Genomic DNA, 16,950 nt, shown 5'->3' on the forward strand with positions numbered 1-16,950 from the left:
GCGGCGCGGCGCCGGCGTGCGCACCCCGCTGCATCCGGGCCGCGGGCATGATGCCGGTCCCCGGCGCCGACACGCCCGACGTCGCCGGCACCCGCCTCGGGCGGATGCGCTGGCGCATCTGCGCGCTGTTGCTGGCCGCCACCACCATCAACTACATCGACCGCCAGGTGCTCGGCGTGCTGGCGCCGTTCCTGCAGGTGCAGATCGGCTGGAACGAAGTCGAGTACGGCTACATCGTCACCGCGTTCCAGGCCGCTTATGCGCTGGGCCTGCTGTGCAGCGGCGCGGCGATCGATCGCTTCGGCACGCGCGCCGGCTACGCGCTGGCGATCGGCATCTGGAGCGTGGCGGCGATGAGCCACGCGCTGGCCGCCAGCGTGGTGGGCTTCGCGATCGCGCGCTTCTTCCTCGGCCTGGGCGAATCGGGCAATTTCCCGGCGGCGATCAAGACCGTGGCCGAATGGTTCCCGCGGCGCGAGCGCGCGCTGGCGGTCGGCATCTTCAATTCCGGCTCCAACATCGGCGCCGTGGTCGCGCCGCTGCTGGTGCCGCTGATCGCCAGCACCTGGGGCTGGCAATGGGCCTTCCTGTTCACCGGCACGCTCAGCGCCGCCTGGCTGGCGGTCTGGTGGCTGACCTACCGCGCGCCGGAGCGGCACCCGCGCCTGAGCGCGGCGGAACTGGCGCATATCCGCAGCGATCCGCCGGAACCGGCGCAACGTCTGCGCTGGGCGCAGGTGCTGCGTCATCGCCAGGCCTGGGCATTCGTGCTGGCGAAGTTCGTCACCGATCCGATCTGGTGGTTCTTTCTGTTCTGGCTGCCCAAGTTCCTGCATGCCGAGTACGGACTGAGCCTGCTGCAACTGGGCGCGCCGCTGATCGTGATCTTCGTCCTCGCCGACATCGGCAGCATCGCCGGCGGCTGGATCGCCGGGCGTTTCATCGCCCGCGGCTGGAGCGTCAACCGCGCGCGCAAGACCGCGATGCTGCTGTGCGCGCTGGCGGTGGTGCCGATCGTGTTCGCCGCGCGCGCCGACAACCTGTGGCTGGCGGTGGCCCTGATCGGCCTGGCCACCGCCGCGCATCAGGGCTGGTCGGCGAACCTGTTCACCCTGCCCTCGGACATGTTCCCGCGCCACGCGGTCGCCACCGTGGTCGGCATCGGCGGTTTCGCCGGCGCGGTGGGCGGCATGCTGATCGCCACCTTCATCGGCTTCCTGCTCGAGGCCACCGGCAGCTATGTGCCGGTATTCCTGATGGCCGGCTCGGCGTATCTGCTGGCGCTGGGCATCGTGCAGTGGCTGGCGCCGCGGCTGCAGCCGGCGCGCCTGGACGCGGCGGCATGACGTCGCCGCGGCCGGTGCGCGCGCTTCTCGGCGAAGCGCGACGGCCCCCACCCGCGACCGCGGCGATCCGCGCCGCACCGCGTCGCGACCACGATGCACCCGACTGCGCGATGATGCGCCGGACCTGGCAGCGCGCGCCGCGCCTCGCTCCGCCCCCCGTTTCCCATCCCACCCTGGCCGCATGACCGTGTCCTCTCCCGCCCTGTCCCTGCATCCCGATCGCCTGCTGCCGCCGGACCCGGGCACGCGTGCGATCGCGCGCCGCCTGTACGCGCAGGTCGCCACGCTGCCCATCGTCAGCCCGCATGGCCACACCGACCCGGCGTGGTTCGCCACCGATGCGCCGTTCGCCAACGCCACCGAACTGCTGCTGGTGCCCGACCACTACGTGTTCCGCATGCTCTACAGCCAGGGCGTGGACCTGGACGCACTGGGCATCCCGCGCGCCGACGGCAGCCGCGCCGCGGTCGATCCGCGCGCGGCCTGGCGCCTGTTCGCCGAGCGCTTCCATCTGCTGCGCGGCACGCCCTCGGCGCTGTGGCTGAACCACGTCTTCCATGAGGTGTTCGGACTGCGCGTGCGCCTGGACGCGGCCAGCGCCGACCTCTACTACGACCGCATCGGGCAGGCGCTGGCCACGCCGGCGTTTCGGCCGCGCGCCCTGTTCGAGCGCTTCGGCATCGAGGTGATCGCCACCACCGAATCGCCGCTGGACCCACTGCAGCACCACGCCGCGATCCGCGACAGCGGCTGGGGCGGGCGGGTGCTCACCGCCTATCGTCCCGACGCGGTGATCGACCCGCAGCATGAGCAGTTCCCCGAGGCGTTGCACCGCTTCGGCGAGCTCACTGGCGAGGACGTCTACGCCTGGGACGGCTACCTGCGCGCGCACCGCCAGCGCCGCGCGTTCTTCGCGCGGATGGGCGCCACCTCCACCGACCACGGCCATCCCAGTGCGGCCACCGTCGACCTGCCCGCCGCCGAAGCCGCCCGACTGTTCGCGCGCGTGCGCGGCGGCGGCGCCAGCGCGGCGGACGCGGAACTGTTCCGCGCGCAGATGCTGACCGAGATGGCGGCGATGAGCGTGGACGACGGGCTGGTGATGCAGCTGCATCCGGGCTGCTTCCGCAACCACAACCGCCGCCTGTTCGCGCGCTATGGCCGCGACAAGGGCGCCGACCTGCCGCTGCGCACCGACTACGTGCACGCGCTCAAGCCGCTGCTGGACCGCTTCGGCAACACGCCGGGGTTCACCCTGATCCTGTTCACCCTGGACGAGAGTACCTATGCACGCGAACTGGCACCGCTCGCCGGGCACTACCCGGCCCTGCTGCTCGGCCCGGCGTGGTGGTTCCACGATGCGCCCGAAGGCATGTGGCGGTTCCGCGAGCAGACCCTGAGCAGCGCCGGGTTCTACAACACGGTCGGCTTCAACGACGACACCCGCGCCTTCCTGTCGATCCCGGCGCGGCACGACGTCGCCCGCCGCGTGGATTGCGCGTTCCTGGCCAAGCTGGTGGCCGAGCATCGCCTCGACGAGGACGAAGCGGCGCAGATCGCCCAGGACCTGGCCTATCGCTTGCCGAAGCAGGCGTACCGGCTGTGAGCGCCGGCGACGCCGCGGATGCCTTGCTTCCCTCCTTCCAACGCGGCCCGGGTGCGTCGATGCGCGCCGCAGCGACGGGCATCCGTTCGGCATCATCCCGGCGCCATTCCTTCCGACTTCATTTTCCTCGGAGCACCATCGCCATGCGCAAGACGCTCTCCGCCGCGGCGCTGCTGGTTTGCCTGTTCGGCACCGTCTCGGCCATCGCGACCGAGCCTGCCACGGCTGCGCACGCCCCGACGTCGGCCGCCACCGCCGGCCTCGGCCTGAAGGATGCCTACGCCGGCGCGTTCCTGATCGGCACCGCGGTCAATGCCGACATCGTCTCCGGCAAGGACGCCGCCTCCGCCGCGCTGGTGCCGCGGCAGTTCAACGCGATCACCGCCGAGAACGCGATGAAGGCCGAAGTGGTCAATCCGCGCCCGGGCGTCTTCGATTTCGCCGCCGCCGATGCCTTCGTCGACTACGGCCGCCGCCACGGCATGTTCGTGGTCGGCCACACCCTGGTCTGGCACAACCAGACTCCGGACTGGTTCTTCGTCGATGCGCAGGGCAAGCCCAACGGCCGCGACGCGCAGATCGAGCGCATGCGCGCGCACATCCAGGCGGTGGCCGGACGCTACGTCGGCAAGGTGCAGGCCTGGGACGTGGTCAACGAGGTGATCGACGAGGACGGCAGCTACCGCAACACCAAGTGGGTGGAGCGCGTCGGCGACGGCGACGAACTGGTGCGGCAGGCGTTCCGCTTCGCCGCGCAGTACGCGCCGGATGCGCAGCTGTACTACAACGACTTCAACGCCTGGCGCCCGGAAAAGCGCGACGGCATCGTGCGCATGGTGAAGATGTTGCAGCGTGCAGGCATCCGCATCGACGGCATCGGCATGCAGGGTCACTGGGGCCTGGACTACCCGAGCCTGCACGACATCGAGGCGGCGATCGACGCCTACGCCGCGCTCGGGGTCAAGGTGATGATCACCGAGCTGGACGTGGACGTGCTGCCGTTGACCAAGGAAGGCCAGGTGGTCGGCACCGGGATGGCGCACAAGCAGTTCCAGCTGCCCGAGTTCAAGCGCTACCTCGATCCGTATCGCGATGGGTTGCCGGCGGACGTGCAGGCGCAGCTGCGCGATCGCTACGCCGAGTTGTTCCGGCTGTTCTGGCGCAAGCGCGACAAGTTGGCGCGGGTCAGCGTCTGGGGCGTGGACGACGGCATGTCGTGGAAGAACGACTACCCGATCCCGGGGCGCCGCAACTATCCGCTGCTGTTCGACCGCGAGCGCAAGCCCAAGCCCGCGTTCGACGCGGTGCTGGCGGTGCCGGCACAGGCGCAGCGGTAAACCGGTGGCGAGCGCACGCGCCGCGACGGCCGCCAGCCCCCTGCCGCGCCACCGGCGCGCGCGCTGCGCCGGCTCAGCGCGTCAGCGGTGGCGGCGGCGTGACCTGGGAGGGCGACGGCGTCGCCTGCTCCTGGGCCTGCGCTATCGACCGCTCCTGCGTCTGCTGCAGTGTGTGCTGCTGCAGCTGCTGGTAGGTTTCCTGCGCCGGCCGCGCGATCGCCTCGCTGGTCGGCATCTGCGCGCGATTGGCGTACGGATCCGGCGACGCGGTGGCGCCGTCGCGGTAGACGAACGCCAGTTCGCCGCCCTCGTACGCGGCGGTGGGTCGGTTGAACCCCACCGACAACTGGTCGCGCTCACTGAAGCCGCTCTGCCTGGCCAGCAGGGTCAGGCTGGCGGTCATGCGCTCGCTGTTGTCGTCCCAGGGCTTGCCCAGCGCCTGCTCGGCCTGCGCGACGCCGCTGCGGACCTTGTCGTGCAGGGCGCGATCCGCGCCGCTTGGCTCGGCTGCGGTCGCGGCATTGGGCGAGAACGGCGGCGCGTTCGGATCGCGAATGCTTTGCTGCCCCTGTGCCTGTGGTTCCGGCGTCATCTCCGGCATTGGCCTGCTCCGTTGTGATGCGAATCGATGAAGACTGGTTGCGCCATCGCGCGGATACCGCGGAGGAACACGACATCCTCGATGCCGGTCGCCTCCGCGCGCCCGTTGCGGACCATGGCGGCCGGCATGGCGGCGGCGATTGTACCCACTGCCTCGCAGCATCGCAGCCTGTTCGGGGCGGCGCTGGCCACGGGCGGCGCCGCACGAGCATACCCACCTGCACCCGCGTGCCGGAGTGAAGGAAGCGCGCTGGCGCAATGGCATCATCCCCCCACACCACACAGGAATCCTCCGATGCGATTTGCGACCCGCGTCCTGCTCGCCGGCGCCGTGCTGGCGCTGCTGACCTGCTGTGCGACGAGCCAGGCGCCCGCGCCGCGCTTCCCCGCGATCGGTAAGGTCACCGCGTTCGACCCCGCCTTCGGCGAGACGGTGTCCAAGGACGCGCGCATCGAGCGCATCGCCGCCGGCTTCACCTGGGCCGAAGGCCCGACCTGGGTCCGCGACGGCGGCTATCTGCTGTTCAACGATGTGCCCGAAAACACCATGTACCGCTGGTCCGAGCGCGACGGCCTGTCGGTGTTCCTCAAACCCTCCGGCTACGCCGGCCCGCCGCTGGACGCCCTGCGCGAGGCCGGCGCCAACGGCATGCATGCCGAACCGTCCGGCAGCGTGCTGCTCGCCGACTCCGGGACGCGCGCCATCGCCCGGCTGGATCCGGCCACGCGGCGCAAGACCCTGCTGGCCAGCGCCTACGACGGCCGCCGCCTCAACAGCCCCAACGATCTGGTACAGCGCAGCGACGGCGTGGTGTTCTTCACCGACCCGCCGTACGGCCTGAAGGACGGCGACAAGTCCCCGGTCAAGGAACTGCGCTTCAACGGCGTGTACCGGCTGGACCGCGATGGCAGCGTGCACCTGCTCGACGACAGCCTGAGCCTGCCCAACGGCATCGCCCTGTCGCCGGACGAGCGCACGCTGTACGTGGCCAACTCCGATCCGGCACGGCCGATCTGGAATGCCTACACGTTGGACGCAGGCGGCGCGGTCACCGGCAAGCGCGTGTTCGCCGACGCCTCGGACATCGTCGGCGACGCCAACCCCGGCCTGCCGGACGGCATGGCCGTGGCCAGCGACGGCCGCCTGTTCGCCACCGGCCCCGGCGGTGTGCTGGTGTTCGCGCCGGACGGGCGCCGCCTGGGCCGCATCGAGACCGGCGGCCCGGTCGCCAACTGCGCCTTCGGCGACGACGGCCACACCTTGTACATGACCTCGCACAAGATTTTGGCGCGGGTGCGGGTGAAGGCGACGGGGTTGGGTTTTGCGCCGTAACGGCGCAGACCGCTGAGCGAAAGCGGTTGACCGCGCCTACCGATTACGCTTCGATCACGGCTCGATCCAGGCATCAGGGACTATGCGAGGAATGCGCTTATCTGCCGTGATCCTCTTCGTGGTTCTCTGTGCTGGCTGCCAATCCTGGCATGATCGTCGGATGACGTCGCGGCTTGATCAGCATCGTGCCGCCGCCCTCGCCAGCATCGACCGACCTGCATGCCAAGCCAAGGGCGGCCACATTCGCTCCGTTGGCATGTTCGGCAGCCCGGTCTGCGCCATTCCGTTTGCGGACGCAGGCAACGCCTGCTCGGACAGGTCCGATTGCTCCGGCAAGTGCCTGGTCTACGACAGCGACCTTCCCGTGGGCGCGTCGAGCGGCGGTCAATGCCAGCGGGACGACCACCTCGATGGTTGCTGGTCGGAGATCGTGAAGGGCAAGGTCATGGGCGGAGGGTGCTTTGACTGAGTCTGCGCCGGCGGAGCCTGGGTTTTTGGATATGGACGGCGCGCAAGCGGCTGGCGGGTGGCACGCCAGCCGGTTCCTGGATGACGGGCATCCGCAGTGTAGGTTCTTCAGCAGGGAATCCCGTCGCCGCGATGTCCACTGCTTCGTTCGTCGCGGCTGAAGCCGCTCCTACAGTGGAACATGGACGTCTGCTCGTTGTAGGAAGCGAGAGGCGGCTTGACTGCGAAGCACACGATGAATGCAGCGAACTTCTCAGCCGTCCTTTTGCCCGATCCGATCCAACGCAGCCAGCACCTCCGGCGACAGCGAAAGCTCGGCCGCCGCCAGATTTTCCCGCAGATGCGCAACCGACGAAGTGCCCGGGATCAGCAGGATGTTCGGCGCACGCGCCAGCAGCCAGGCCAGCGCCACCTGCATCGGCGTGGCGCCAAGTTCCTGCGCTATGGACGACAGCGCATCGGATTGCAGCGGACTGAAACCGCCGAGCGGGAAGAACGGCACATAGGCGATGCCGTCGCGGCCCAGCGCATCGATCAGCGCATCGTCGGCGCGGTGCGCCAGGTTGTAATGGTTCTGCACGCAGACCACCGGAGCGATGCGCCGTGCGTCCCGCACCTGCGTCGCCGTGGCGTTGCTGATGCCGAGATGCCGGATCAGCCCGCGCTGCTGCAGCTCGGCCAGCGCGCTGAACTGCGCTTCGATCGAGCCTTCGCTGGGCTTTTGCACATCCCCCATCAGCCGCAGGTTGACCACGTCCAGCACGTCCACGCCGAGGTTGCGCAGGTTGTCATGCACCGCCTGGGTCAGCTGCGCCGGGCTTTGCGCGGCCTGCCAGGACGCGTCGGCGCCACGCACGGCCCCGACCTTGGTGACGATCGTCAGGTGCGGCGGATACGGATGCAGCGCCTCGCGAATCAGCTGATTGGTGATGTGCGGCCCGTAGAAGTCGCTGGTGTCGATATGGTCCACCCCCGACGCCACCGCTTCGCGCAGCACCGCCAGCGCCGCGGCGCGGTCCTTGGGCGGGCCGAACACACCCGGACCGGCCAGCTGCATCGCGCCGTAGCCGATGCGCGTGACCGTGCGGTCGCCGAGGGAAAAGGTGCCAACGGTCGAAAGCGTGCTCATGACTGCCTCCACAGGAACGGCCGAAGCCTGGATGAGGCTGCACTGTAGGCGGCGTGCCGATGCGCGATAATCCGGCCCAATCGGCACGGGCTGTGCGGGATCTCGAACAATGACCACGGACCTGCAGGATCTCTTCGCCTTCCTGGCGGTGCTGCGCGGCGGCGGCTTCCGCGAAGGCGCGCGGCTCAGCGGCAGCTCCGCCTCCCGCCTGAGCGAGGCCGTGCGGCGCCTGGAGGCCCGCCTCGGCGTGCGCCTGTTCAACCGCACCACCCGCAGCGTACTGCCGACCGAGGCCGGCACGCGCCTGGCCGAGCGGCTGATCCCCGCGCTCGGCGAGGTGGAGGCGGCGCTGGACGTGGTCAACGGCTTCCGCGACCGGCCCAGCGGCACCCTGCGCCTCAACGTGCCGGGCGCCGCCGCGCGGCTGGTGCTGCCGGCGATCGTCACCCCGTTCCTGAAGGCCTATCCCGAGATCAGGCTGGACGTGATCGTGGAAGACAGCTTCGTCGACATGTTGGCGGCCGGCTGCGACGCCGGCATCCGCTACGACGAGCGCCTGGAGCAGGACATGATCGCCGTCCCGATCGGCCCGCGCGTGCAACGCTTCGCCACCGCCGCCGCGCCCGAGTATCTCGCCACGCACGGCCACCCGCAGCACCCGCGCGACCTGCTCGCGCACGCCTGCCTGCGCGGCCAGTTCGCCAGCGGCGCCATCCCGGCCTGGGAGTTCGAGCGCGACGGCGAGGTCGTGCTGGTCGAACCGAGCGGCCCGCTGCTGGTGCGCCTGGGCGGCGCGGCGGACCTGGCCGTGGACGCCGCCATCGGTGGGCTGGGGGTGATCCAACTGTTCGAGGAATGGCTACGCCCGCATCTGGATAGCGGCGCGCTCGAACCGGTGCTGGAGCCGTGGTGGCAGACCTTCAGCGGCCCGTTCCTCTATTACCCCGGCCGCCGCCACCTGCCCGCGCCGCTGCGGGCGTTCGTGGATTTCATCCGCGCGGCCTGACCGCCTGATTCAGCCCCCGCCGCTCTTTGGGAGCGGCTTCAGCCGCGACAAAGACGGTCGGCCATACCGATCTCTCGTCCCGAGCCATCAGGGGCGCGCCCATCTTCGGAACCACTGGACAGGAGGGAGCCATCCCGCGCGATGTGCGCGCCGCAGGCAGGGCATCGCCATCCGCCCAGCATCGCCTCACGCGCGCCACTTGGCATGCGGAACCGCGGCAACTGCGTGCTGCACTTCGGACACGCCTTGCGGGGCAGCAGCAAAGCGATGGCCAGGACGGCCACGCCGGCAGCGGCAGCAACGACACCGCCAGCCACGACCACTACCAGACGCATCCATGAAATCCGGCGCGCCTCATGCTGGGTGTCGGGCGACGTAGGCTTTCGCTCGACGTGATTGTTAATCCAACAGGATGGCGAAGGCGATCAGGGACGACGCACCTATCAGCGGCAACGCCAGAACGACCAACTCCACCAGGCGGCGGCGCGGCCGAGGAGCCGGCAGGCGAACGAAGGAGGTCATGCCAAGACCCAGTGCGGCCACGGAAAGAACGCACATGGCCAACACGCCGAGCGCCCACACAGCCAGCAGCGGCATGCCGCACACGCCACCGGTTTGCGTCTCGGCCCACTGCTGAAAGCGCCAGGAGGAATATGCGATGTAGGCGCCCGGAGCGAGCAGAGACAGCACCGATAGCGCGATGGAGCAGGAGCGAAGCTTCATTCGGACGTCCGTGGGCAGGTGGCGCATACCGCGCTGGCGCCGGGCGGCCGTCCGATCCTACCGCTAGGCGTCCGCACGGGCCACCAACTGTTGCAAATAAGCGCAGAACATATCGGCCATCGCATCGGCGTAGGTGCGGATCTGCGTCGGGGTGCGCGGCCGCTCCGAAAAATCCTTGCCCACCGCGGTCAAGGTAGCGGCGATCAGGTCGCCGGCCCGCGTCCGCGTCGTGGTTGTCGCCGCGGGTAGCAGTTCGCATATGAAACGCCGGAACGCGCGCCTTCCTGCCGCGCGCGCCTGATCGGCCTCGGGCGCGTCGCGGTACAGCGGCGCGGCGGCGGCCAATGCCGTGCGCATCTGCGCTTCCTCGCATTCGGAGCGGACGAAGGCGTGCACCAGGTGCCGCAGCCGCTGCAATGGTGGCTGGCGCACGTCGTCGAGGATGTCGCGCAACAATTCGCTGGTCCGCCGCCACTCGTCGCTCTGTAACCGAAATAGGATCGCCGCCTTGTTCGGAAAGTATTGATAAACGGAACCGACGCTGACCCCGGCCCGCTCGGCCACCCGCGCCGTGGTGAAGCGCTGCATCCCCTCCTTCGCCAGAACCTGAGCCGCCGCCTCCACGATGTCCGCGACGAGCGCGTTCGAGCGCGCCTGCTTGGGCTGCTTGCGCTGGGAAATACTGGTTTTTCGCGGCGTGATCATCGCGGCCTGGCCAATGCGAATAGCGAACCTGACGGATTGGTCGCATTCTAATTCTGTCCTCTGATGGACGCACAACGGAATATCGAAATGACCACGCTGACCACGGCGCCACTCGCGCCGCTACTCGACCGCCTGTTCGATGAAGCCGACGCGACGACGCCTGCGGCGATGGCCGCACTGGCCGGCGTCAGCGACGACGAACGCGAGCGCCTGATGCGCAGCAGCACCGACTACCTGACGTTCTATGGCCTGTTGAAGGACCTCCCGCTGCCGGTCTCGCGCAACACCGGCACCCTGCTGTACATGCTCGCGCGCAGCAGGCAGGCGCGCAGCATCGTCGAGTTCGGCACCTCGTTCGGCATCTCCACCCTGCACCTGGCCGCCGCGCTGCGCGACAACGGCGGCGGGCGCCTGATCGGCAGCGAATTCGAACCGTCCAAGATCGTGCGTGCCCGCGACAACCTGCGTGCCGGCGGCCTCGACGACCTGGTCGAGATCCGCGAAGGCGACGCCCTGCAGACGCTGCGCAGCGACCTGCCGGACCGCATCGACCTGGTACTGCTCGACGGCGCCAAGGCACTGTATCCACAGGTGCTTGGCCTGCTCGAGTCGCGCCTGACACCCGGCGCACTGATCGTCGCCGACAATGCCGACCATAGCCCCGAGTACCTGGCGCGCGTGCGCGATCCCGCCGCCGGCTACCTGTCGATCCCGTTCGCGGCGGACGTCGAGCTATCGATGCGTATCGGTTGAGTGCGCCAGGTGCCGCCATGCCGATGCAGCGTGTCGGCGCGGCGCGGCCCTACGCCAGTGGCTGGGCCAGGTCTCTAGCCCGAGACCGCCACCCAGGTCCTGAACGCCAGATAGGCGACGAACGCCGCCGCTTCCACCACCACGGCCAAGCGCGACCGACGCGTCGTGCGCTGCGACTGCTCGATCCGGGCCGCCAGCAGCGGCGTGCTCTTCGCCCGCGTCCCGTCGATGAGCGTATTGGCCAGCGTCGAGCCCTCCTCCACCGAGGTGCGGCCTGCATCGATATCGGCCTCGATCGCATCCAGCCGCCGCATCAACGCGTCCTGCAGCCGATCGTACTCTGCCTTTGAATCGCCTGCGCCTGCCATCGGATCCGTCCTTGTTTATGTATGAGCCGCGAGGAGCGCGGCACCGGAGGAACCGCTGGTGCCGCGCTCGCTTCACCAAACGTAGTGCAGTACCGAGCGCACTCCAACTCGTTCGGCAGGGGAGCGTGTCATAGCCCCGGCAGGCCGCGTCCGCTGCGCGCCTGCGGGCACAAACCACGTGCGAAGGCCTTATCGCTTTCGACTCGACGGTGTCGCCGCTTTCGGCACACGGCTGATCAGCAGCACACCGCGCCCCACTTTCACCCGCAACGCATCGCCCACGGCAAAGCCGCACCGCTCCAGCCAGCGCCAGGACAGACGCAGCTTGGGCACCACACAGCCGACGACATCCTCGGTGCGGCGCGCGTCGTAGTGCTGGTACCCAATCGTGCAGTACTCGGGCACACGAAAGCGCAGGCGCGACGCAATGGGTACGGCAAATGCGGAGGCATCGGCGGTCGCCGGGTGCTCGGCGGCCTGCATGTCGGCTGATCGAGCGCGGCGCTTGGGTGTACGCGACGCAGACGCAGCCTTGGGGGGAGTGAAGGTAGTTTTGTTGAAACGGTGCATGTCGGACTCCTTGTGTGCAGAGGAATCCACCGACTCGCTGTCAACCGAGGTGGCGGACGGTGCGCGGTTGACAGACCGGCCACAAGGAACCGGCAGACCTTTCGGCCTCCGCACACCGCCCGCCAAAGGACGAGCACGCAACCCATCCCGAAAGCCGGACAAAAGAAAAGCGCCGACATCGAGCAATGGGCGCTGGTGCGCCTTGTGGTTTCAGGCTGTCAATCCTGGCTGCGGAATGTGCCGCAGCATTTCGATCATGCGACTTGGCATTGAATTCTGTCAATGGATTTCCGTCCAAAATTTCAAGAAACTTGCTGGCAAAAGGAAACTGACGAAAACGAGTCAAACGTCTACCGGCCCAATGGCTTGAATGCTTGCGGCCGTCGATTTGTGCTGATAACGTCTAATTCATAGGCTTCCAGGGGAAAGACACCATGATTTGGCACAAGGATTACACACCTAATGAAGGAGAATCTTTTGGTGTGATGGGTTCGCCACGGCAGATTGGCCGAATAAGGTCGGGAATACACACCTCGGTTACAACCCAAACTGTCGCCGAATAGTAGTTAGAGGTCACTTTGGCAAACTTCTCGCGAACCACAAAAGAAACGAAAGATCTCGCAGAGAAGCTCTTCTTCACCATCCAAGAAGAGCTATTCCGAAGAGAGACTCTGAACTCAGACGCCTATGACAAGGCGATCTTGACGTATTCTTCTGGCGCGCTTGCGCTCTCAATAGGATTTCTAAAGGACTTTGCCGTAACTTCTGATTCGCAGAACTTGTGGATTCTATTCATATCCTGGGCGCTCTTTGTTGTTGCCATTTTCAGCACAATCATTGCCTTTCTTTTCGGCAAAGCCGCAAATCAAAGGCAGCTAGAAAAATCCGAGCTTTATTACATCCATGGCCACGAGCCAGCGATTGACTTTGATAACAAGTGGATAAAGAAATCAACGATTTTCAACTGGTCCGCTGGCCTTTCTTTTGCACTGGCGGCACTTCTAACAGCACTATTTGTGTCCCTCTCTATCAAGGAGCAACCTGTGAAGAAAAGTGAACCAACACAAGATGTGATCCAGAAGATTATTTCTGGAGAGACCGTGATCATGGAATCGTTCGACCCGGCACGTATGACTAGGCTGCCTCAACCAGTTGATGCAGCACCCGCTGCCCCGGTCGCTCAGTCGCAAACTCCTGCCGAAACTTCACAACAGTCATCTAGTGGCACAACTGCTGAGTGACCTCTAACAGTTCGTTCAAGCCGAAGCCGCTTCGCGGCTCGGCTTAACTCAGACGTTAGACCTGCAGGTCAAGTCCATGGCTATGTTGAGCGACAACTTCAATGCACTTCTGAAAGAAGCGCAATTCACCCTTGAAATGCTTGGCTCTGGCGCGACGCAGATCAGGAAGGCCAGCCACACAGCCAAAGGCACCTATTTCCAGGCATTAACGAGCCTCTCTACCGGCATTGAGCGCATCGGCAAGCTCTGCCTGATCCTTGACCACCACTTAGCCACCGGCGGTCAATTCCCCAGCCATGAGCAAATGAAGAATGACATCGGGCATGACATAAAAAAATTTACCGGAAATCACAAGAAATAATTCAGGATCGTGGAATCACCCTTGATCATCTGCAGAGTCTGAGCAACCCGGTACATCAAGCAATTCTGCGTTCACTCAGCAATTTCGCCCAGGGCGACCGTTACTCAAACATTAATATCATCACAGGGTCAAAGCAGAATCGAGACCCGATAGCTGATTGGTTCAACGGGGTTGATAGGCGAATCTACGATTCATCAATTAGTGCGGCAAATAAGGCCAAAATAGCGCAGCAGGCACGTTTGATGAATGCCCTGATCGGAGACATCTCATATGTACTTCAAAGCTCAGAGACCGGCGACGAGATAACGGATCTTGAGACGGCAAGTCGCATAAGCTTGGCATCGGCGGCAATTTCACCATTGCGCCAACTCAATGTACTGCAGGTAATTCGCTACTGGACAGACTTGCTTCGTGAGCTTCAGTGCCTTGCGCAAGCGGCGGGCAGCCGCGATGTTCCCCACTTCAGCGAAATATTCGCGCGATTCGGTAACGAGGATAAGTATCTGCGCACTCGCAAGACTTGGGAGCAGAATTAGTGCAAGGCTGCAGGTCTGACAATTCATTCAAGCCGAAGCCGCTTCGGCGCTCGGCCTAACTCAGGTGTTAGGCAACAGGGGGACAGATCTATGAGACTTGCGGCAGCGATTCTGGCATCGGCGTTCCTTCTGGTCGGCTGCAACAGCGGCGGCCCGTCACTTGTTCCTGCGCCGGCGCCGGAGTTCGATCTCCGCGACTTCGTCGTTGCCGAGGAGCGCACTGACGCCACTGAGTACTCGAAGGCATACAACACCTTCAAGGGCACAGGCACGCTTGTAGCCCGAAATGTGGCTCCGGAACGCGACCTCTTTGTTCTCCTGGAGGCCCGCGACCAAACGGCCGGCGCAGACGCGGAACCCGCGCTTGTCCCGGTTATGTTCCGCGGCGGTGTTGGTAAGGTCGAGGTCTCAAAGAGCAAATACGGGGAGATGAGCACGCGCCCGAGCTACGACTGGCGTGTCCGTGGCTGGGTAGAGCTCAACAAAGCAAAGATCAGCGTGGCGGGCGGGCCAGCCAAGTGATACGCGGGCTGTTGCCTAACAGTTCGTCCAAGCCGACGCCGCTTCGCGGCGCGGCTTAATTCAGGAGTTAGACATGTGGAGCAAAGTCGCCGGATTCTTCACTTCTCGCCAAGAGCCACTTAGTGATGGCTGGGTGCGCGCCCATTGCACACCGATGGGATTACCTGATCTACAAGCGCGCTTTGCGAGCCACGGAGAGGCACTTGTTTTTCACTGCACTGACCCAGAGTCAGCTAATCTAATCATTAAGCGTGGCGCAATCTTTGGTGAGGACGTGGTGGCTTCAGCTCACTTCCATCCCGATCCTCTCAAGACGCCCAAGCAGGCTAAGGCTACAGGCTGTCTCTTGGGATTCGTATGGCTTGGCAAACAAAGAACCGTTAACCTCGCCATGGACCCCTCGACGCATTTGGATCAGTCTCCATTTTTTCTTGTACACGTTCCAAACTCCGCAGGAAGCGCCAAAATTTGGGAGTCAAGGATCTATCCAGGCACCACGGCAGGTTTGCAGCTAGTCCACTTCGCCGACAAACGGGGCGGCTTCCTACTTTCCGAGCCTCAATCAATTTCAGTGATACGGCCACATGTCTAACAATTCAAGCCGATGCCTTCGGCGCGGCTTAGCTCAGGCGATGGAGCACGATCGAAACGTCATCCCGGCGCCACCCCCGGCGTCCCTCGGCGCAGACGACACAGCGCTGCTGACGCGTCGCGCAATCAATGCATGTCTTCCAGACACTTGCAGTAGTTCTTGCTTGTATCGCCGCCTTGACCGTTCCAGATTGCGCCGCACAGCGTACAGCTGCGGAAAGAGCGGTTGAGTTCAGCCCCTTTGCAGGCTTGCGAGCAAAAGAGCGTATCTCCTTGAGACGCCATGTCGACCCCCATCCTGCGTCGATGATTGGCGAGCCACGGCCGGCGATGCTTCGCCAAAAGGAGCAGCACCCCATACCCGACGGTCACCCCCGTCGGCGCCACCTCGCTGTGCGGATTCCAGTTCGAGATCAAGGTGATCGCAACGCCGCCCGCGCTACGGTAGCGGGCGAACCCGAAAACTGGGTGCCGAACAGCAGCGATGCACGCACCGCGTACGGACGCGATCAGGGCGATGCCGCTCGCCCTGGCTCACCCCTCAGCCGGCCACTCGCGAAAATTCACGCACACCGTGGTCTTGTCCAGCATCGCGAATTCGCGCGAGCCCCAGGGCCTGAGCGCGACGGTGTTGCAGTTCGGATGCAGCAGGTGCGGCACGCGTGTGGACATTTCCTTGTAGATCGCATCGACGTCGTCGGTCTCGATGCTCAGCTCCGGACGGTCCTTCGCCGCCCACTCGGGGTTCTCGACCAGATAGGCCTTGGCGCCGTCGCGCGCGACCACGGCCATCGTGGTGTCCTGGTACAGGACCGCGAAACCCAGGCCGTCGACGAAGAAGTCGAGCCCGTCCTGGAGGCGTTCGTAGAAGATCTTCGGGATCAGGTTCTTGAACATGGCAGCGCCTCGGTCGAGGCAGGAGTGTCGCACACCCCATCTGTTGACGCTGGCACGCGGGCCACGCCGATGCGGCTGGGCGATGCGGTCGAAGGCGCCGCATCGAAGCCGAGCTAGATGCAGGCTGTATTTCCGGTTGCTATGCTGCGCCGGCCATATGCGGTTTTTCATGCGCCGCTAAGCAACATCGCATCTTTACTCTCGACGAATGACATGACGCAATCCACGGTCTGGGTGTTCTGCGGTCCGAAGGCCGCGTTTCCTTCCGGCGTGTTCTGGAGCAAGGATCAGGCGCAGGCCTGGATCGTCGCCAACCGGCTCAGCGGGACGCTCACCGAGTATCCAGTCGGTGTCAGCACCTACGAGTGGGCGGTCGGCGAAGGCCTGTTCCGGCCCAGCAAGCCGGAGCATCGGCAACCCGCTTTCATCCAGACCTTTTCCTGTGCCGCCCAGGCGCATCAGCATTACGAAGATGGCCAGTAGTGCAGCTGGAAGCATCGGGACGTGCGTGCCTGCGCGTCCGTGCGCCATCGCGCCGGAGCGCGAAGATCGACCGACAGGACATCCCTATGGGATATGAGTATCAGTTGACGTTCTCCTGTGCCGACACGCAACAGATCCGCCGCGCCCTCGGCCAGGTGCCCGGCGCCGCGCCAGACGATCCAAACGCGGCCAGGATCGCGTACCGCCTCGCTGGCGATCCCGGCCAGATGCCGGAAGCGATCATGTACTGCGAAGAAAACGGGCTGTATTACTGCGCGAATACGACCGAAGGCCTGCGCTATCTCGGCATCGTGATCAGCCGGTTGACGGGCACGTTCGGCACCGTCGCGGTCTCGGAACTCTAAACGGGTGCTC

Annotated in this window: 20 protein-coding genes and 1 pseudogene; 14 read left to right on the plus strand and 7 right to left on the minus strand. The window is 65.6% G+C overall.

The genetic code is table 11. The annotated features are described in order from the left end of the window. Positions 1 to 47: 47 nt before the first annotated feature. The 3 genes from AB3X07_RS22590 (at position 48) to AB3X07_RS22600 (ending at position 4,289) form a co-directional block, all read left to right on the plus strand. Positions 48 to 1,346: an MFS transporter gene (locus AB3X07_RS22590; protein ID WP_369941488.1), complete on the plus strand. Its 1,299-nt coding sequence runs from the start codon at positions 48 to 50 to the stop codon at positions 1,344 to 1,346. A gap of 187 nt (positions 1,347 to 1,533) precedes the next feature. Beyond that, on the plus strand, positions 1,534 to 2,952 hold the full coding sequence (gene uxaC, locus AB3X07_RS22595; protein WP_369941490.1) for a glucuronate isomerase: 1,419 nt from the start codon (positions 1,534 to 1,536) through the stop codon (positions 2,950 to 2,952). Positions 2,953 to 3,095: 143 nt separating this feature from the next. Beyond that, positions 3,096 to 4,289: an endo-1,4-beta-xylanase gene (locus AB3X07_RS22600; protein WP_369941491.1), complete on the plus strand. Its 1,194-nt coding sequence runs from the start codon at positions 3,096 to 3,098 to the stop codon at positions 4,287 to 4,289. A gap of 73 nt (positions 4,290 to 4,362) precedes the next feature. Here AB3X07_RS22600 and AB3X07_RS22605 read toward each other — a convergent pair whose 3' ends face one another. After that, on the minus strand, positions 4,363 to 4,890 hold the full coding sequence (locus AB3X07_RS22605) for an XVIPCD domain-containing protein (RefSeq protein WP_369941493.1): 528 nt from the start codon (positions 4,888 to 4,890) through the stop codon (positions 4,363 to 4,365). A 294-nt stretch (positions 4,891 to 5,184) separates the two neighbouring features. Between AB3X07_RS22605 and AB3X07_RS22610 the strand changes: the two genes are divergently transcribed. After that, the gene (locus AB3X07_RS22610; RefSeq protein WP_369941495.1) at positions 5,185 to 6,222 is read left to right on the plus strand and encodes an SMP-30/gluconolactonase/LRE family protein; all 1,038 of its coding nucleotides are present in this window, start codon (positions 5,185 to 5,187) and stop codon (positions 6,220 to 6,222) included. Between the two features lie 106 nt (positions 6,223 to 6,328). Continuing rightward, positions 6,329 to 6,691: a hypothetical protein gene (locus AB3X07_RS22615; RefSeq protein ID WP_369941497.1), complete on the plus strand. Its 363-nt coding sequence runs from the start codon at positions 6,329 to 6,331 to the stop codon at positions 6,689 to 6,691. 252 nt (positions 6,692 to 6,943) lie between these two features. Here the strand turns inward: AB3X07_RS22615 and AB3X07_RS22620 are convergent, their stop codons facing one another. Continuing rightward, a complete protein-coding gene (locus AB3X07_RS22620; RefSeq protein WP_369941499.1) occupies positions 6,944 to 7,819 on the minus strand; it encodes an aldo/keto reductase family oxidoreductase in 876 nt (291 codons plus the stop codon). A 109-nt stretch (positions 7,820 to 7,928) separates the two neighbouring features. Between AB3X07_RS22620 and AB3X07_RS22625 the strand changes: the two genes are divergently transcribed. Continuing rightward, positions 7,929 to 8,825, plus strand: coding sequence for a LysR family transcriptional regulator (locus tag AB3X07_RS22625; protein WP_369941501.1), 897 nt, complete (start codon positions 7,929 to 7,931; stop codon positions 8,823 to 8,825). A 399-nt stretch (positions 8,826 to 9,224) separates the two neighbouring features. Here the strand turns inward: AB3X07_RS22625 and AB3X07_RS22630 are convergent, their stop codons facing one another. Continuing rightward, positions 9,225 to 9,548, minus strand: a complete 324-nt coding sequence (locus AB3X07_RS22630) for a hypothetical protein (protein ID WP_369941503.1) — start codon at positions 9,546 to 9,548, stop codon at positions 9,225 to 9,227. Between the two features lie 63 nt (positions 9,549 to 9,611). Further along, positions 9,612 to 10,253, minus strand: coding sequence for a TetR family transcriptional regulator (locus AB3X07_RS22635; protein WP_369941506.1), 642 nt, complete (start codon positions 10,251 to 10,253; stop codon positions 9,612 to 9,614). An 87-nt stretch (positions 10,254 to 10,340) separates the two neighbouring features. Between AB3X07_RS22635 and AB3X07_RS22640 the strand changes: the two genes are divergently transcribed. Next, on the plus strand, positions 10,341 to 11,006 hold the full coding sequence (locus AB3X07_RS22640) for an O-methyltransferase (protein WP_369941508.1): 666 nt from the start codon (positions 10,341 to 10,343) through the stop codon (positions 11,004 to 11,006). A 74-nt stretch (positions 11,007 to 11,080) separates the two neighbouring features. On the opposite strand, the gene AB3X07_RS22645 is transcribed toward AB3X07_RS22640, so the two are convergent. Together AB3X07_RS22645 and AB3X07_RS22650 are read right to left on the minus strand one after the other, a co-directional pair. Then, positions 11,081 to 11,374, minus strand: coding sequence for a hypothetical protein (locus AB3X07_RS22645; RefSeq protein ID WP_369941509.1), 294 nt, complete (start codon positions 11,372 to 11,374; stop codon positions 11,081 to 11,083). A gap of 189 nt (positions 11,375 to 11,563) precedes the next feature. Then, a complete protein-coding gene (locus AB3X07_RS22650) occupies positions 11,564 to 11,944 on the minus strand; it encodes a SymE family type I addiction module toxin (protein WP_369941511.1) in 381 nt (126 codons plus the stop codon). A gap of 578 nt (positions 11,945 to 12,522) precedes the next feature. Between AB3X07_RS22650 and AB3X07_RS22655 the strand changes: the two genes are divergently transcribed. The 5 genes and pseudogenes from AB3X07_RS22655 to AB3X07_RS22675 all read left to right on the plus strand — a co-directional run. Then, positions 12,523 to 13,185, plus strand: coding sequence for a hypothetical protein (locus AB3X07_RS22655; RefSeq protein ID WP_369941513.1), 663 nt, complete (start codon positions 12,523 to 12,525; stop codon positions 13,183 to 13,185). A 76-nt stretch (positions 13,186 to 13,261) separates the two neighbouring features. Then, positions 13,262 to 13,546: a hypothetical protein gene (locus AB3X07_RS22660; RefSeq protein ID WP_369941515.1), complete on the plus strand. Its 285-nt coding sequence runs from the start codon at positions 13,262 to 13,264 to the stop codon at positions 13,544 to 13,546. 242 nt (positions 13,547 to 13,788) lie between these two features. After that, positions 13,789 to 14,082, plus strand: a complete 294-nt coding sequence (locus tag AB3X07_RS22665) for a hypothetical protein (protein WP_369941517.1) — start codon at positions 13,789 to 13,791, stop codon at positions 14,080 to 14,082. 90 nt (positions 14,083 to 14,172) lie between these two features. Beyond that, entirely contained in the window at positions 14,173 to 14,604 is a 432-nt protein-coding gene (locus tag AB3X07_RS22670) for a hypothetical protein (protein WP_369941519.1), read from the plus strand. A gap of 946 nt (positions 14,605 to 15,550) precedes the next feature. Next, positions 15,551 to 15,643 (plus strand): annotated as a pseudogene (locus AB3X07_RS22675) (RidA family protein); the annotation flags it as partial. A gap of 86 nt (positions 15,644 to 15,729) precedes the next feature. Here the strand turns inward: AB3X07_RS22675 and AB3X07_RS22680 are convergent. After that, positions 15,730 to 16,092, minus strand: coding sequence for a hypothetical protein (locus AB3X07_RS22680; protein ID WP_369941521.1), 363 nt, complete (start codon positions 16,090 to 16,092; stop codon positions 15,730 to 15,732). A gap of 213 nt (positions 16,093 to 16,305) precedes the next feature. Between AB3X07_RS22680 and AB3X07_RS22685 the strand changes: the two genes are divergently transcribed. Both AB3X07_RS22685 and AB3X07_RS22690 read left to right on the plus strand, forming a co-directional pair. Continuing rightward, on the plus strand, positions 16,306 to 16,575 hold the full coding sequence (locus tag AB3X07_RS22685) for a DUF7710 domain-containing protein (protein WP_369941523.1): 270 nt from the start codon (positions 16,306 to 16,308) through the stop codon (positions 16,573 to 16,575). Positions 16,576 to 16,661: 86 nt separating this feature from the next. Next, on the plus strand, positions 16,662 to 16,940 hold the full coding sequence (locus tag AB3X07_RS22690) for a hypothetical protein (RefSeq protein ID WP_369941525.1): 279 nt from the start codon (positions 16,662 to 16,664) through the stop codon (positions 16,938 to 16,940). Positions 16,941 to 16,950: the final 10 nt, after the last annotated feature.

The organism is Xanthomonas sp. DAR 35659 (assembly GCF_041242975.1).
GTDB classification, from domain to species: domain Bacteria; phylum Pseudomonadota; class Gammaproteobacteria; order Xanthomonadales; family Xanthomonadaceae; genus Xanthomonas_A; species Xanthomonas_A medicagonis.